The 14609-nt window shown below is 67.1% G+C and carries 13 protein-coding genes; 7 read left to right on the top strand and 6 right to left on the bottom strand.

What is annotated here, in order from left to right:
* The first annotated feature begins 119 nt into the window (after positions 1-119).
* Complete coding sequence (locus AC1RSI_RS14555; RefSeq protein ID WP_154725798.1) at positions 120-770, top strand: DUF1345 domain-containing protein; 651 nt, start codon at positions 120-122, stop codon at positions 768-770.
* Between the two features lie 122 nt (positions 771-892).
* Complete coding sequence (locus AC1RSI_RS14550; protein WP_008262635.1) at positions 893-1267, top strand: hypothetical protein; 375 nt, start codon at positions 893-895, stop codon at positions 1265-1267.
* 93 nt (positions 1268-1360) lie between these two features.
* Here the strand turns inward: AC1RSI_RS14550 and AC1RSI_RS14545 are convergent, their stop codons facing one another.
* Positions 1361-1522, bottom strand: a complete 162-nt coding sequence (locus AC1RSI_RS14545; RefSeq protein WP_008261793.1) for a hypothetical protein — start codon at positions 1520-1522, stop codon at positions 1361-1363.
* Positions 1523-1785: 263 nt separating this feature from the next.
* Between AC1RSI_RS14545 and AC1RSI_RS14540 the strand changes: the two genes are divergently transcribed.
* Together AC1RSI_RS14540 and AC1RSI_RS14535 are read left to right on the top strand one after the other, a co-directional pair.
* A complete protein-coding gene (locus AC1RSI_RS14540) occupies positions 1786-3360 on the top strand; it encodes a tetratricopeptide repeat protein (RefSeq protein ID WP_154725797.1) in 1575 nt (524 codons plus the stop codon).
* A 31-nt stretch (positions 3361-3391) separates the two neighbouring features.
* Positions 3392-5065 (top strand): peptide chain release factor 3, encoded by a 1674-nt coding sequence (locus AC1RSI_RS14535; RefSeq protein ID WP_008263012.1) that lies wholly within the window; start codon positions 3392-3394, stop codon positions 5063-5065.
* Here AC1RSI_RS14535 and AC1RSI_RS14530 read toward each other — a convergent pair.
* A complete protein-coding gene (locus AC1RSI_RS14530) occupies positions 5062-5679 on the bottom strand; it encodes an SCO family protein (protein WP_035311141.1) in 618 nt (205 codons plus the stop codon). The genes AC1RSI_RS14535 and AC1RSI_RS14530 overlap by 4 nt on opposite strands.
* Positions 5680-5723: 44 nt before the next feature.
* Here AC1RSI_RS14530 and AC1RSI_RS14525 point away from each other — a divergent pair, with 44 nt between their 5' ends.
* The 3 genes from AC1RSI_RS14525 (at position 5724) to AC1RSI_RS14515 (ending at position 8224) form a co-directional block, all read left to right on the top strand.
* On the top strand, positions 5724-7229 hold the full coding sequence (locus AC1RSI_RS14525) for an ActS/PrrB/RegB family redox-sensitive histidine kinase (RefSeq protein WP_447941410.1): 1506 nt from the start codon (positions 5724-5726) through the stop codon (positions 7227-7229).
* A gap of 109 nt (positions 7230-7338) precedes the next feature.
* Positions 7339-7896 (top strand): ActR/PrrA/RegA family redox response regulator transcription factor, encoded by a 558-nt coding sequence (locus tag AC1RSI_RS14520; protein ID WP_035307519.1) that lies wholly within the window; start codon positions 7339-7341, stop codon positions 7894-7896.
* Positions 7897-7993: 97 nt separating this feature from the next.
* Positions 7994-8224 carry a hypothetical protein gene (locus tag AC1RSI_RS14515; RefSeq protein WP_035307488.1) on the top strand — a complete coding sequence of 77 codons (231 nt, stop codon included), beginning with the start codon at positions 7994-7996 and terminating at the stop codon, positions 8222-8224.
* Positions 8225-8313: 89 nt separating this feature from the next.
* Here AC1RSI_RS14515 and AC1RSI_RS14510 read toward each other — a convergent pair whose 3' ends face one another.
* The 4 genes from AC1RSI_RS14510 to AC1RSI_RS14495 all read right to left on the bottom strand — a co-directional run bounded on the left by AC1RSI_RS14510 (position 8314) and on the right by AC1RSI_RS14495 (position 14542).
* Positions 8314-8454, bottom strand: coding sequence for a hypothetical protein (locus tag AC1RSI_RS14510; protein ID WP_492322698.1), 141 nt, complete (start codon positions 8452-8454; stop codon positions 8314-8316).
* A 28-nt stretch (positions 8455-8482) separates the two neighbouring features.
* Positions 8483-10438: a TonB-dependent receptor gene (locus AC1RSI_RS14505; protein ID WP_492322699.1), complete on the bottom strand. Its 1956-nt coding sequence runs from the start codon at positions 10436-10438 to the stop codon at positions 8483-8485.
* 143 nt (positions 10439-10581) lie between these two features.
* A complete protein-coding gene (locus AC1RSI_RS14500) occupies positions 10582-11106 on the bottom strand; it encodes a PraA/PraB family alkane oxidation protein activator (protein ID WP_008262642.1) in 525 nt (174 codons plus the stop codon).
* A 217-nt stretch (positions 11107-11323) separates the two neighbouring features.
* Positions 11324-14542, bottom strand: a complete 3219-nt coding sequence (locus AC1RSI_RS14495; RefSeq protein ID WP_291753721.1) for a TonB-dependent receptor — start codon at positions 14540-14542, stop codon at positions 11324-11326.
* Between the last annotated feature and the right edge of the window lie 67 nt (positions 14543-14609).

The following is a 14609-nucleotide window of genomic DNA, read 5'->3' as shown; positions in this document are numbered from 1 at the left end:
TAACAATGCGTGATCACGCTAAGCCGACCGTGCGGGGCTTCGCAAGGGTCACGTTGCGTCAGGCGCTTCGCTTTTCGTCTAGCGCTTGCGGCACGCGCATGGGGCGTCATGATCCGACCATGAGTCTGTTTCGCACGCTGCGCCTGTACGGCGTTCTGTTTTCCAGCCTGGGTGTGGTGATCCTGGTCGCCCTGCTGATCCCGGCCGGTGAAAGCGCTTTGACCCGGATGGCCTATGGCTGGATCGCGGGGGTCGCAGTCTTTATCGCCGCCACCCTGACCCGTATGGCCCTGGTCCAGGACGCCAACGCCATTCGCAGGCGCGCGGCGGCCCTGGACCAGACCGGCGGCGCCGTGCTGCCTCTCAGCCTGCTGGCGGCGGTGGCCAGTATCGTGGTGGTCGTCGGCGAGGCGGTGCAGGCTGGCGGCTCGCCGATCCTTGGTCTGCTGGCCCTGGGGACCGTGACCCTGTCGTGGACCTTCATCCACCTGATCTTCACCCTGCACTACGCCCACGCCTTCTATCAGCACGGCGACCACGGCAAGGACCGGGGCGGCCTGATCTTCCCCGGCGAAACCGAGCCCGACTATTGGGACTTTCTGCATTTCGCCCTGATCATCGGGGTGGCGTCCCAGACGGCCGACGTCCAGATCGCCGATCGGGGCATCCGTCGACTGTCGACCGTGCACAGCCTGACCGCCTTTGTTTTCAACACGGTGATCCTGGCCCTGGCGGTGAATCTGGCGGTCGGATTGGTGGGCGTTTCGTAGAATTCCCGGATCGCCCGGTCAGAAAGGCTTAACCGCGTCCGTGAACGGGACCGCAAGCGACTGGGGCGTAAGGCTGTGTGTACGGACGACCTCCCGTCCGGATCGCAAGAAGCGTCTCGCCCATGCTGTTTCTTCTGAACGACGTCGTGTTCGACCTGGACGAGGCCTGTCCGGTCACGCCCGCCGACGCGCGCCGGTTCGAGAAGCTGGGCTTCGACTATGTGCTGGAACTGGGCTGCGAACTGTTCGCCGAGGATCCGCTGCTGCACCGCAACGATCCCGGTCGGGCGCGCCGTCTGGCCTGGCTGATCGCCGAGCGCAGCCCCGAGGTCAACGCCGCCCTGTTCGCCGCGCCGACAGCCGCCTGCAATCCCGACCTGGTCGAGCCGCGCTTCTGCACCCTGCCCGACGTGGTGATGAGGCAGTTGCAGGAGAAGGGCCGCCGACTGGACGCGATCGCGGCGGATCGCGCCGTGTGGAACCGTCTGGCCGCCTGACCGTCTCTGCTCATCGTCTGAGGCGGGTCCCCAGACGCCTGTTTATTCCGTGAAGCGACCGGTCAAACGGCCGCGCCAAATGTCGTCGCGCCTTCAGAACGCCGTGAACAAGGCGTGGACGACGGCCGCTGCGGCGAAGATGAAGCCGAAGCCGATCACCAGTCCGAAAGCGGGGTGCAGCCTGTGCGGGCGCTCGAATTTCGAACGGTCGAGACCGACGGCGCGGTCCTCAGGATGGATAACAGCCATCGTCATTTCCTTTCCCTATGGTCCCGGATCGATCCGGGAGAGAAGCGCCGGGCTCTGACGGCCTGATCGTCTCCTCAGACCCGACAATGACTCCAATAGCCCCTTATGGCGAGGGGTTATTTGATGTGGCGCAAATCGCGCGCAGAGAGCAGGATTCTTCGCGCGACATGCACACGGCTCTTTACGATTCCGCACAACCTTTGCGACAAATCGAAGGTCGGGGGAGACGGGACTAATCAGTCCCGTTCGGCGGGGACGAGGAGCAGGCCATGAGGATATCCGGACTGGGCGCCGTACTGGCGGTCGCCTTAGCGGCGCTCACTCTGACGGCGACAACGGCGCGTGCGGATTGGCAGAAGGCGGAAAGCGAACGCTTCATCGTCTATAGCGAGGGCAGCGAGCGTTCGCTCAGGGAGTACGTCCAGAAGCTGGAAACCTTCGACCGGGTCATGCGCTATCGGTCAGGCTTTCCGATGAACGAGGCGCCGGCCCGCAAACTGCCCATCTATCTGGTGAACTCCAGGTCCGGTCTGCTGCGAGTGCACCCCTCCACCCCACAGAATGTCGTGGGCACCTATTTCCCGACATCCGAAGACATATTCGCGGTGGCCATCCGCGGCGAGAACGACGAAATCCTGCTCCATGAATACGTCCACCATTTCATGTTGGGCAGCATGTCGGCCGCCTATCCCGGCTGGTTCGTCGAAGGTTTCGCCGAATACTACATGACCGCCGACATCGACGGCGGCAAGATTCAGGTGGGCGGCTATAGCGAAAACCGGGCCTATTGGCTGTTCAACGGCAGTTGGATCCCACTGGAGATGCTGTTGCGGTCGCGGCCGGCGGAGATTACGCGCAGCAGCTATCGCGAAACCTATTATCCGGTCGCCTGGTTGCTGACCCATTGGTTCTTCAGCGATCCCGCGCGTCTTCAGCAGTTGAGCGCCTATCTGACCTCAGTCGGCAACGGCGGCGATCCTGTGGAGGCCATGGAGACCGCAACCGGCATGACCATGGGTGAGTTGCGCACCGCCCTGCGTCGATATCTGAACCAAAGATCGCTGGTCGTGCGGGTCATCACGGGCGACTTCCCGCCTGCGGACATAACCGTAACCCGCCTGCCCCGTTCGGCGAACGACCTGCTGCTGATCAACCAGAGACTGAAAATCGGCGTGGAGGACGAGGATCGGGCCGCCCTGGGGCAGGAGGTGGCGAGCATCGCCGCCCGCCACGGCGACGACCCGCTGGCCTTGCTGGCCGCCGGTCACGCCGGCATGCATTTCGGCGACCGCCCGGCTGGAGAACGCGCCCTGCAACGGCTGATCGAGCTCGAACCCGACAACGTCGAGGCCTTGCAGTTCCTGGCCCAGGAACGCCTGCGTCGCGCACGCGACGTCGAGGACGCCGCCGAGAGCATGGCGCTGAAGCGCGAGGCAAGAACCTATCTGAGCCGCGCCTACGCCGCCGCCGACAACGACTATCGGACGCTGATGCTGATCAGCGAAATGCGTAGCGGCGCGCCCGGCTATCCCAATGAGAACGACATGCTGACGCTGGGCCTCGCCTTTGAACGGGCGCCGCAACTGGCCGAGGTCCGCCTGAGCTACGCCGCCGCCTTGATCGAAACCGACGAAAAGGAAGACGCGGTCAGGCTGCTTAAACCCCTGGCGAATAATCCGCACGGCGGCGGTGCGTCGGACATGGCGGCGCGGATGATCGCCGCGCTCGAGGGCGGGGAGCCATCGCCCACGCTGGAGGAGCCGCTTGACGGCGCGACAGTCTCCCAGCCCGAGTCTCCATCGGAAGACAGCCCTGAATCGCCTCCGGCGCCCGCCAGCGAGTGACTTTCACGCCCGGGCGCGCTAGTCGCGCGCCATGACACTGACACTGCCCGAGGAAGCGGCCAAGTCTTCAAGGACTCTCGCCGCCGAAGCGGCGAGGCGCCGGACCTTCGCCATCATCGCCCACCCGGATGCGGGCAAGACGACCCTGACCGAGCACATCCTGCTGGCCGGCGGCGCCATTCGCGCGGCCGGGGCCGTGCGGGCGCGGGGCGAGAACCGGCGGACCCGGTCCGACTGGATGAAGATCGAGAAGGAGCGCGGCATCTCAGTCAGCGCCTCGGTCATGACGTTCGAGCACGACGGCAAGATGTTCAACCTGCTCGACACGCCGGGCCACGAGGACTTCTCCGAAGACACCTATCGCACACTGACCGCCGCCGACTGCGCCATCATGGTGCTGGACGCCGCCAAGGGGATCGAGCCGCAGACGCTGAAACTGTTCGAGGTCTGCCGCCTGCGCGACATCCCGATCATCACCTTCATCAACAAGCTGGACCGCGAGGCCCAGGACCCGATGACGCTGCTGGACGACATCGCATCGCGGCTGCAACTCGACCCGGCCCCCATCTGGTGGCCGGCCGAGAGCGGCAATCGTCTGCGCGGCATGGTCGAGGTCGGGACCGGCCGCTTCCAGCCCTATACCCGCAAGATCGCCGGTTCGGCCGAGGATCCCGAACACCCCGCAGCCCTGCCCCTGGACCAGGCGGCCCAGTATTTCGAGGCGGGCGAGCAGGACGCCCTGGCCGAGGCCGTCGAACTGGTCGAGGGCGGCTATCCGGCCTTTGACCGTCAGGCCTTCCTGGAGGGCCATATGACGCCGGTGCTGTGGGGGTCGGCCCTGCGCCATTTCGGCATCGACGAACTGCTGAAGGCCATCGGCGACTGGGCCCCGGCGCCCAAGGTGATGAAGGCCAGGAAGGAATCCCCGCCCGAGACCCGCAACGCCCCCGCCCCCGTCGATACCGTCGTCGAGCCCGGCGCCGACGAGGTCACCGGCTTCGTCTTCAAGGTCCAGGCCAATATGGACCCCAACCACCGCGACCGGATCGCCATGTTCCGCATGGCCTCGGGCGCCTTCAAGCGCGGCATGAAGCTGAAGGTGCAGAACACCGGCAAGTCCCTGTCGGTCAATGCGCCGATCATGTTCTTCGCCAGCGACCGCGAACTGGCCGACGACGCCTTCGCCGGCGACGTGATCGGCATCCCGAACCATGGCGTGCTGCGCGTCGGCGACAGCCTGTCGGAGAGCGGGGTGGTGCGGTTCGCCGGCCTGCCGAACTTCGCGCCGGAAATCCTGCAACGGGTGCGGGTCAAGGATCCGCTGAAGGCCAAACACCTGAAGAAGGCGCTGGAAGGCCTCGCCGAAGAAGGCGTGACCCAGTTGTTCCGGCCCGAGATCGGGTCCGACTTCATCGTCGGCGCCGTGGGCCAGCTGCAGTTCGAGGTCATGGCCGACCGCCTGGGCGAGGAATACGGCCTGGACGTCATCTTCGAGCCGTCCCCCTACGCCGAGGCGCGCTGGGTCACTCCAGCTTCGGGGGGAACCGACGCGGACATCGAGGACTTCAGCGGCAAATACCGCCCCCAGATGGCCCGCGACATCGACCAGGCCCCGGTCTTCCTGGCCAAGTCCAGCTGGGAGACCGGCTATGTCGGCGAACGCTTTCCCAAGGTGGCCTTCACCAAGACCAAGGAGCGGGGTTAACCCCGCGCCATCGCGTCTTCGATGATCTTGGTCGCCTTGTCCGGACCCAGGCCATAGGCGACGGCGGTGCGGAACTTGCCGTCAGGGCCCATCAGATAGACGGTCAGCGAGTGGTTCATCGTGTAACCCTCGCCCTCGCCGACCTTCTCGTAATAGGCGCGATAGGCCTTGGCCGCCTGGGCGACCTGTTCCGGCGTGCCTGTCAGGCCGATGGTCCCCTTGGGGAAGCCGTCGGAGGACAGATAGTCCTTCAGCTGCCGGGGCGTGTCGCGTTCGGGGTCGATGCTGACGAAGACGATCTGGAGGTTGTCGGCCTTGTCGCCCAGCCGCTGCTGCACCGCGCCCAGTTCGGCCAGGGTGGTGGGGCAAAATTCGGGGCAGTAGGTGAAGCCGAAGAAGACCAGGCTCCATTTGCCGTTCAGCATCGTCTGATCGACGGGCGCCCCGTCCTGGTTCACCAGCTGGAAGTCGCCGCCGACCAGGGGCTGGCCAGTGGAGGAGACCTCGCCAGCCGCCGGGCCACGGCCTGACACCACCACCACGGTGACGATGGCCAGGGCGGCGGCGATGGCGATACAGGCGCCTGCGAACAGCAGGATGGAACGACGCGGCATGACGACCTCTGACGAAAACCTCAGACCCGGTCTATAGAAGGCCCGTGACCTCGACAGAAGACCGCATCGCGCCGCATGCGCCCCCGGCCCCTTCAGAGGGGAGTCTGTCCGGCGCTTCCTTGGCCGACGCCGGCCTGTCCGAAGCGGGTTGGCGCGAGGCGCCGCGGCGGGGGCGCGGCTTTTCGCTGCGGACCCTGATCGTCCTGCGCTGGCTGACGATCCTGGGCCAGAGCGTGGCCATATTGACGGCGTCGCAGGGCCTGCACTTCCCACTGCCCTTGTGGCCCTGCCTGATCGTCATCGCCGTCAGCGCGGCGGTCAATGTCGGGGCCATGGCGCGGGTGAGACGACTGGAGGCCAGCCTGCCGGACGGGCGAACCACGGCCGTCCATCTGGGGTTCGACATCTTCCAGCTGGGCCTGCTGCTGGGCCTGACCGGCGGGCTGGAGAACCCCTTCTGCCTGCTGCTGGTGGCGCCGGTGACGATCGCCGCGGCGGCCCTGCCCGCGCGCCAGGCCCTGTTGCTGGGCCTGCTGGCCCTGATCGCGGTCGGGGTGCTGTTCTTCTGGTCCGAGCCCCTGCCCTGGCGCGCCCACGAGAATTTCCACCTGCCCCTGCTCTATCGGCTCGGCATGGCCATGGCCCTGGTGACGGGAGTGGTGTTCACCGCCGGCTACGCCTGGCGGGTGGCGGCCGACGCCGAGAAGCTGGAACTGGCCCTGGCCACGACCCAGGACGTGCTGCAGCGTGAGCAGAGGCTGGCGGCCCTGGGCGGGCTGGCGGCGGCGGCGGCGCACGAGCTGGGCACGCCGCTGGCGACCATCCAGGTGGTGGCCAAGGAGCTTCAGCGCGCCTCGGCCCCCGACAGCGACGCGGCCGAGGACGCCGCCCTGATCCTGCAACAGGCCGAGCGGTGCCGGGGCATACTGACCCAGTTGTCGCAACAGCCCGAGGGCGACGACGCCCTGTATGCCGATGTGGCGCTGAAGGCCCTGCTGGAGGAGGTGGTTGAGCCGCATCGGGGGTTTGATCTGAACTTCGAGGTTCTGGTCAAGACCCCGCCCGGCCAGCCCGCCCCGCGCGTGCGCCGGATGCCCGAGGTGGTCCACGGCCTGTCGACCCTGGTCGAGAACGCCGCCGATTTCGCCGCCTCCACCGTGCGGGTCCAGGCCCTGGTCGACGCCGGCTGGATCGAGATCGCCATCCTGGACGACGGCCCCGGCTTCGCCAGCGACATCCTGCCCCGGCTGGGCGAGCCCTATGTGACCAGCCGCCCCCAGGGCAAGGCGCGCCTGGCCCTGGCCGCCCAGATCGCCGCCGCCACGTCCCGGCGGCGCAACACCGGGGCCGAGACGCCCATCGCCCCCAGCCAGGGCGGCATGGGTCTGGGCTTCTTCATCGCCCGCACCCTGCTGGAGCGGACCGGGGGCGTGGTCAGCGTCGGCCAGGGTCTGCCGCGGCCCGAAGTCCCCTCCGACGCCCGCAGCCCTGCGCGCGGCGCCCGCGTGGCGGTGCGGTGGGCGCGCCCGGCCCTGGAGGTGGCGGCCTGAAAGGGTCCAGTCCCGCCCAACCTGCGTATTGGGTCGAAGAGTCGCAGGGTTGAACCTTGGCCTTGACCCCGACCCGCCCCGCCCCGACTTGAACCGGCAGGAGAGACCCATGCCCGAGATAGACGCCCGTATCGCCGCCCTGCCCGACAAGTCCCTGCTGCTGCTGGACGACGACCAGGCCCTGCGCACCCGAATGGGGCGGGCGCTGGAGGCGCGCGGCTTCGAGGTGACGACCGCCGAGTCCGTCGCCGAGGCCACCCGGTTGCTGCGCGACAAGGCCCCGGCCTTCGCCGTGCTGGACATGCGGCTGGAGGACGGCAACGGCCTGAAGGTCGTCGAGGCGGTGCGCGACCGGCGCGCGGACGCCCGCATCGTCATGCTGACCGGCTACGGCGCCATCGCCACGGCCGTGGCGGCGGTCAAGGCCGGGGCCGTCGACTATCTGTCCAAGCCCGCCGACGCCGACGACGTAGTCAAGGCCCTGCTGGCCACGGCCGACGAGGCGCCCGAGCCGCCGGACAATCCGATGAGCGCCGACCGGGTGCGCTGGGAACATATCCAGCGCGTCTATGAACTGTGCGACCACAATGTCTCGGAGACCGCGCGTCGCCTGGGCATGCACCGCCGCACCCTGCAACGCATCCTGGCCAAGCGCGCCCCGCGCTGAACCGGGCGGCCGCCCCGCCCCCGACCTGAGCTGATCCACGGGTGGCCGCCAAATTGCGTCACGCCGGACCAGCTTCTCGCTTTGGGACGGATCAGGCATGGCCGCGCAACACACCGATTTCGCCCTGCATCTGGCCGAGGTCCGCCCCGGCCTGTGGAACTGGCGCTTGCTGGGCGATGACGGCGAAGCGGCCGTGACCGGCGACACGACCACGAAAGAGACCGCCTACCAACAGGGCGAACTGTTCCGCCGCTACCTGTGCCGTTTCAGTGCGGAACGCGGCGGCGCTGGCCGTTCGGCCAGGCTGCGTTCGGCGCCTCGGCGCTGATCCTCAAGACGCGGGCGGGCGCCTGAAGCGGGTTGGGGGGATCGAACCCCGACATTCAGCCTGATATCGGGCGACATCGACCACCCGCCTCAAAATCGGCGCTTCAGGCTCAGTTGAACCGTGCGTCCCAGCGGATCCTGATCATCCCGTCCATAGCCTGGCGCAGGGCGTCCGTCGCCCAGGCGCGCCTTGGGGCGGGCGTCGAACAGGTTGGCGATTTCCAGCTCCACTTGAAGACCGACGCCGCGCCGCGTCTCCTCATCCCGACCGGCGATGGCGCGCTCGAACTTGCGTGTCAGCTTGAGATTGACGGCGCTGAACGGCGCAATGCGCAGATCGTCCGGGCCGTCGCGTCCGAAATCCCGCCTGAAGCGATATCCGTCCCGCCAGCGGGCGCCGATGTTGACGCCCCATCGCTCTCGCCGCGCATCGATCGACAGGCCCAGAGACTGACGCGACACGCCCCCCCCCGTCGCCGGCCAGCCGATCCAGCTCCGGCAAGGCCTCATGGATCGTCGTCCGGTTCGTCAATCGCCAGCTGTGGTTCAGCGTCACGCGCAGCACGCCCCGCCTTGCGCCCTCGCCCCCCAGCGGCACGTTGGCCGTCAGACTGCTGCTCAGGCTTTCGCTCAGCGCCGAGCGGATGTTGAGGGGCCGCTGGTCGATGCTGACCAGCCGGCCCGAGGCGTCCCGCTGGAACCGCTCCGGAAAGGCCGCCTCCAGCTGGGGCGTCGGCGCCGGCAGGGCGCCGATGTCGTCCACCGCCTCCGCCCGTTCGAAATTCACGCCGCCCTGCAGCGCCAGGGCGGTGAAGGGGCCCGCCGCCGCCGACAGCATCAGGTGGTCGGAGCGGGGCGGGCGAAGGCCGGGATCGCCGCCCAGGATCGGCAGCACCTCGACCGACTCCCCTCTGACGAAATCGAACACCACGACGGGTTCGCCATAATACTCGGGCTCGAAGCGCTGGAGGTCGGGGACGGTGCGCCGGGCGCTGGAAAGGCTGGCGTTGAACCTCAAGGCAGACAGCGGCGTCCACGACAGGGCGGCGTTCAGCCCCTCGCCCCGGCCGGAATCGCTCTCGCTCAGGTCGGCGCCCAGGGTCATCAGCAGATCGCCCCACAGGCCGTCGTCCCCGTCGGCCGATCGCCGCGCCAGGGGCATCGACACCCCGCCGTTCAGGCCGAGCGTTCGCCCGGTCGAGGTTTGGTCCCCCTGCGGACGTTCGACGACCGAGCGGGCGCGCGACGCCTGCCCCGACAGGTTGACGCTCACCGGGCCGGCAGGCAGGTCGAGCAGGGGACGGCCCAACTCCAGGTTGGCCGAGATCGACTGCTGTTCGGACTGGGACGGCGAAAGGCCGGACTGCTCGCCCCGCGACCACAGGCTGCTCAGCATGACCTGGGTCGACCAGCCCGCCAGTGCGCCGTTCAGCCCGCCCGTCAGGCTGAGGCCCTGATGGCTTCGCCGGCTCTCGGCCGGCTCCCCGTCGCGCACCGAGACGGTCCGGCTCTCCTGAGCCCGCGCGTTGGCTCTCAGACTGGCGGACCAGTCGCCGAACGCCCCGGTCTGGACCAGGTCGGCGGCGTAGTTTTCGGAGGCCGGCCGCAGGGTGGCCGCATCGCCCCCCGGCGCCGGATCCCGCGTCAGGTCGCGCTCGCCCGCGCGCAGGGCCGTCGTCCGGTCCGCCTTCAGGCCAAACTGGCTCGTGCGGGTTTCGATGATGGAGGACCGCCGCAGGTCCAGCGCGGCGCGCGACGTCCCGCCGGCGGTGGGGCGGCTCAGTTCGGCCCGGCCGTCGCGGCTGGCGAAACGGCGCTGCAGCACGATGTTGACCACCCGACGCGCGGGATCGCCCGCGCCGTACAGGCCCGCCGCCTCGGGCGGCAGCACCTCGATCCGCACCAGGGCGTCGGGCGGAAAGCCGGAGAAGACGCCGGGGTCGGCCATGCGCCGGCCGTTGACGACGATCATCGGCGCCTCGCCCAAGGCGTAGTCTTCGCTGAGACGCCGGATCGCCTCGCCGATGTCATAGGCGCCCAGGGCGTCGATCTGGGCCCCGTCCAGCTCCCGCTCGGGGGCGACCAGGGCGCGTCCTCGCTGGGCCAGAACCTCGACATCGTCCAGCACGACGGGCGGGATCGCGTCCGGGGCCGCCGACTGCGGCGCAAGCCCGGCGGTCGAAAAGGTCAGGAGAACGAACGCCAGACCAGCCACGTCGAGGTCCTCTTCTGCGCCGCCCGGGTTTCCCGTGCGTTGTCCGAATCGGACGCCGTCAGGGCCAAGCCTCATCAGTTGGAGAGGGAGAAGCAAGGCGCGACGAGGGACGCGCGCCTTGCTTCAAGTCGGACGTCAGCCTTTTAGGGCAGGGTGACGATGTTGACCGCGGCGCCGTTGGAGTCACGGGTCAGGGTCAGGCTGCCGGAGGCGCGGCAGATGGCGGGGCTGCCGAAATACGCACCGTCGAAGGTGGCGGTGTTGCCGGCATAGGCCATCTTATAGTTCGTGGCGTTGCACGGACCGCCACGGGTACCAACTTTGAACTGATCCAGGTTGATCTGGTTGGCGGCCGAGGCCGTCACCTTGATCGGGAATTCCAGCGAATCGCCGCAGGCGAGATTGCCGCCGTCGCCGGGGGCCTGAACGCCATCGTAGTCGTCAAAGACGATGCTTTTGCCGTCTGCGGCCACCGTACCGTAGATGCTGACGTTGCAGGTCGTTTGGATGACGCCCGGATAAGAGACGTTCTGGATCAGTTGGCCGCTGGCGGTGACGGCCTGACCGGCCTGGTTGAAACCCAGGGTCTGGGCCGAAGCGGCCGAGGCGCCGGCCATCAGGGCCAGCGAGGCGACGGCGGCCGCAGCCGCCTTGTACAGATGAGTCATGGTCGAAGTCCTTTTCTAGGGTTGATAGAAAACGCACTTTCCATTTGGAGCTCCATCGCCGTTTGGCGACAAATCAACCTTAGATTTAGATTGCGACAATCAGGCTTCATCTTGATGAAATCGAATAGACTACATTCAATACATAAAATTGGACACGACGAGGCGCCGGACTGCTGAGAAGTCCGGCGCCAAAATCAATTCACAGTGAAACTTTTCCTCAGAACGATTTCTTGACCGATACTCCTATGATCCGCGGGTCGAGGGTGAAGACGTTGGTGGCGTTGCCCAGGTCGTCGGGCCCGGTGAAGCCGTCGGTGATGGGGGTGTCGTCAAGGACGTTCTTCACATAGGCCTGGACCACCAGGTCGGAGGTCCGGTTGGTCAGGGTCATCGACAGGTTGGCGTTTCCCCAACCCTCCAGCCGGTCGTACGGCCGCAGATTATAGACCCTCATCCAGCTGTCCGCCTGGCGGTAGTAGTCGCCTCGCAGCATCAGGTCCCAGCCGGCCGGCAGCTCGATCCGGTACTGGGCGCCGATGTTGAAGGTCCAGCGTGGGGCGTTGGGCAGTTCATTGCCCGACAGGTCGGCCGAGAAGCCCCGCCCGCCGTTAGGGGCGTCGAACGGATTGTAGGACAGCGGCTCCAGAGCCTGCCATGCATCGGTCCAGCCGTCGGCGTAGTTGAACTGCGATCCCGACCCGGGCACCCAGCTATTGATCAACTGGCGGTCCGGGCAGAGCGTCCGGAGAGAAAGACTCCCCAGCAGGTTCGGGAACGTCGTACCGACCTCATCATTCCGGTTGATGAGGCGACCGACGACGTCCGCCGGGACGATGCAGGTCGAAGGGCTGCCCGGCCAGGGTTTGATGACCACCCAGTCGGGATTGCCCTGGGTGCGGTTCATGACATCGACGGATTCCTCGCCGTCGCCGATGCGCGTTCTCAGCAGTCCCACGGTGGCGTCGAGGCGAAAGTTCCGGGTCGGCGCCCAGGCGGTCTCGAACTCCGCGCCCCAGATGTGGGCGTCGAAATTCTCGTTGTGGATCGCCCGCTCGATCAGCTGGGCGACCTGATAGTCCCGGTAGTCGTAGAAGAAGCCGGTGGCGTTGAACACCAGCCTGCCGCCCGCGAGGCTGTTCTTCGTGCCGATCTCATAGGCATTGACGAACTCGGGATCGTATCGGGACGGCAGGCTGGGCACATTGACCAGATTGGGATTGTAGTCCCTGTCGCGCGGATTGCCGCCGCCGCCCTTGTAGCCCCGCGAGAAGGAGGCATAGATCAGGGTATCGTTGGTGAACGACAGGTCCGGCTTCCAGTCGATGGCCGCCCGACCGGTCCATTCGCCCCAGTGCATCTCCTCATCCGGATAGCGGGGATAGCCACGCCCAACTAGGCCGGTGGCATCGGGTTTGTAGACGTGGGGCGTCGACGCCAGCAACTGCGTCGGCACGGGGGTGATGGTCTTGGTGTCGTCGGTGAAGCGCAGGCCCAGGGTCAGCCGCAGGTCGTCACGCACGCTCCAGTAGCCCTCGCCGAACACGGCCCAGGACTCGGTCTGGCTGATGCTGGTGCTGCGGATGTAGTTGTGGCCGTCTCCGCCCTGACCGTTGATGATGTCGTTCAGGGGCGTGTTGTCGATATAGGCGCAGGTATGAGGATCCAGCGTCCCTGCGTCGACGCCCGCCTGGCCCTGGGGCGTAAGATTGCAGTACCGGTCGAAATTGCCCGATGTGACGGGGCTGCCGCCGTTCTGCTGGACCGCCATCATGGAAAAGACGTTCGAGAAGACCCAGTAGTTCTCTTCCGTCTTGTACCTCAACCAGTTGGCGCCGAGGTTGAAGTTGAACGGCCCATCCCAGTCGGACTGCAAGCGGAATTCCTGCGACCATTGGGTGCTTTCGGCCTGGCTCAGGTCCAGGGCCATGAAACGGTCGGTGGCGCCCAGTTGCGGATCCAGGAAGACGCCGCCGGAGGGGATCCCGCAGTCGGGCAGCGGCCCGCAGATACCCTGACCGGTCCAGGCCATGGAGTAGACCGTCCCCACCTCGGCCGAGGATTCGCCGATCCACGGCGCCCAGGTCGGGGCGACCGTCCGGGGCAGGCCATGAACCAGGCCCGGGGTCTCATACCGGTACATCTGGCCCGTGGCGTAGGTGCGGAAAAAGTCCTGGAAGCCAGAGTAGGAATCCTCCATGTACAGCGTCTGGGAATGCAGGGTCAGGCCCGGCGTCAGGTCCCATTCCAGATTGAGCTGGAAGATGTCGTTCTCGGCCTGGAACTTCGGATCGTATCCCGTCGAGATGGTGCGCAGGTCAGGTGACTGACGATTGCCCTCGACGCCGAACGGGTCGACATACAGCGGCAACAGATAGGTCCCGTCCCAACCGTTGGATGCAGAGCTGGTATATCCCCTCGGCGGGCGGCCGCCGCCGGTCCAGACCGGGTTCACGAACACGCCGGTGAAGTTGATGATGGCGGCGGTCAGCGGGAAGCCGCGACCGTCCGGCACGCCAAAAGCCTTGTCATCATAAAGCGATGACGGCGTGCAGCCGGCAGTCAGAGTCGTGCTGCTCCAGTAGGAGAAGATCGGCGTGGTTTGGGCCGTGCCGTCCGGAGCCGTCCAGGCCAGGCTCTCCGGCGTTTCCCCACGCGTGCACAGCATCTTGCCGGTGCGGGCGCGGTCATCATCCTCGCGGAACCGCTCCCACAGGAAGTTGGCGCGGAAGTTCTCGGTCGGTTCCCACAGCACGCCCACGCGCGTCGACCACAGGTCGCGGCCGTTGACGTTTTGGTCGGTGACGGTGTTGTAGTCGAAGCCGTCTCGCTGGGTCACGGCGAAGGCGCCGCGGACCGCCAGGGTGTCGCCCACCGGAATGTTGATCATGCCCCTGGCGCGACGGCTGTCGTGGTTGCCGACCTCCCACTGGGCGTCCATCGAGAACTGCTCCAGTTCGGGCAGGTTGGGGGGCAGATTCACGACCCCGGCGGTGGCGTTGCGGCCGTACAGGGTGCCCTGCGGCCCGCGCAGCACCTCGAGCCGCTGGACGTCGAAATACTCCTGCTCGAACAGGCGGTTTCTGAGCAGGGCGGTGTTGTTGAACGACACGGCCACGCCCGGATCGGCGGTGGTGGCCAGCACCTTGGCCCCGATGCCGCGGATGGAGAAATTATAGCCGGTGAAATTGTCCTTGGAGAAGTTGACGTTGGGCACCACGCGCAGCAGTTCGGCCCCGCCCTCGATCTTGCGCTCGTCCAGCTGTTCGGCCGAGAAGGCCGAGACCGCCACCGGCACGTCGATGATCCGCTCTTCCATCCGCCGCGCGGTGACGACGATGTCCTCCAGCGCCGCGACGTCGGGGCGCGCCTGTTGCGGCGCCGACAGGGCGGCGGGCGCGGTCGTCTGACGGCGCCGCACCGGCTCGTCGGCTGTCAATCGGCGTCTAAAAGGGACCCCCTATCGGCGTGCAATAGGGACCCCCTTTTGAGGTTCGGGATGGACG

The sequence above is a fragment of the Brevundimonas sp. GW821-FHT10E09 genome, assembly GCF_058809375.1.
This window is presented reverse-complemented; position numbering and strand designations above follow the sequence as displayed.

What these genes read in the sequence shown, in the direction of transcription:
- AC1RSI_RS14555 (WP_154725798.1), top strand. Translation starts at nt 120, where the DNA reads ATGAGTCTGTTTCGCACGCTGCGCCTGTACGGCGTTCTGTTTTCCAGC.
- AC1RSI_RS14550 (WP_008262635.1), top strand. Translation starts at nt 893, where the DNA reads ATGCTGTTTCTTCTGAACGACGTCGTGTTCGACCTGGACGAGGCCTGT.
- AC1RSI_RS14545 (WP_008261793.1), bottom strand. Translation starts at nt 1,522, where the DNA reads ATGACGATGGCTGTTATCCATCCTGAGGACCGCGCCGTCGGTCTCGAC.
- AC1RSI_RS14540 (WP_154725797.1), top strand. Translation starts at nt 1,786, where the DNA reads ATGAGGATATCCGGACTGGGCGCCGTACTGGCGGTCGCCTTAGCGGCG.
- AC1RSI_RS14535 (WP_008263012.1), top strand. Translation starts at nt 3,392, where the DNA reads ATGACACTGACACTGCCCGAGGAAGCGGCCAAGTCTTCAAGGACTCTC.
- AC1RSI_RS14530 (WP_035311141.1), bottom strand. Translation starts at nt 5,679, where the DNA reads ATGCCGCGTCGTTCCATCCTGCTGTTCGCAGGCGCCTGTATCGCCATC.
- AC1RSI_RS14520 (WP_035307519.1), top strand. Translation starts at nt 7,339, where the DNA reads ATGCCCGAGATAGACGCCCGTATCGCCGCCCTGCCCGACAAGTCCCTG.
- AC1RSI_RS14515 (WP_035307488.1), top strand. Translation starts at nt 7,994, where the DNA reads ATGGCCGCGCAACACACCGATTTCGCCCTGCATCTGGCCGAGGTCCGC.
- AC1RSI_RS14500 (WP_008262642.1), bottom strand. Translation starts at nt 11,106, where the DNA reads ATGACTCATCTGTACAAGGCGGCTGCGGCCGCCGTCGCCTCGCTGGCC.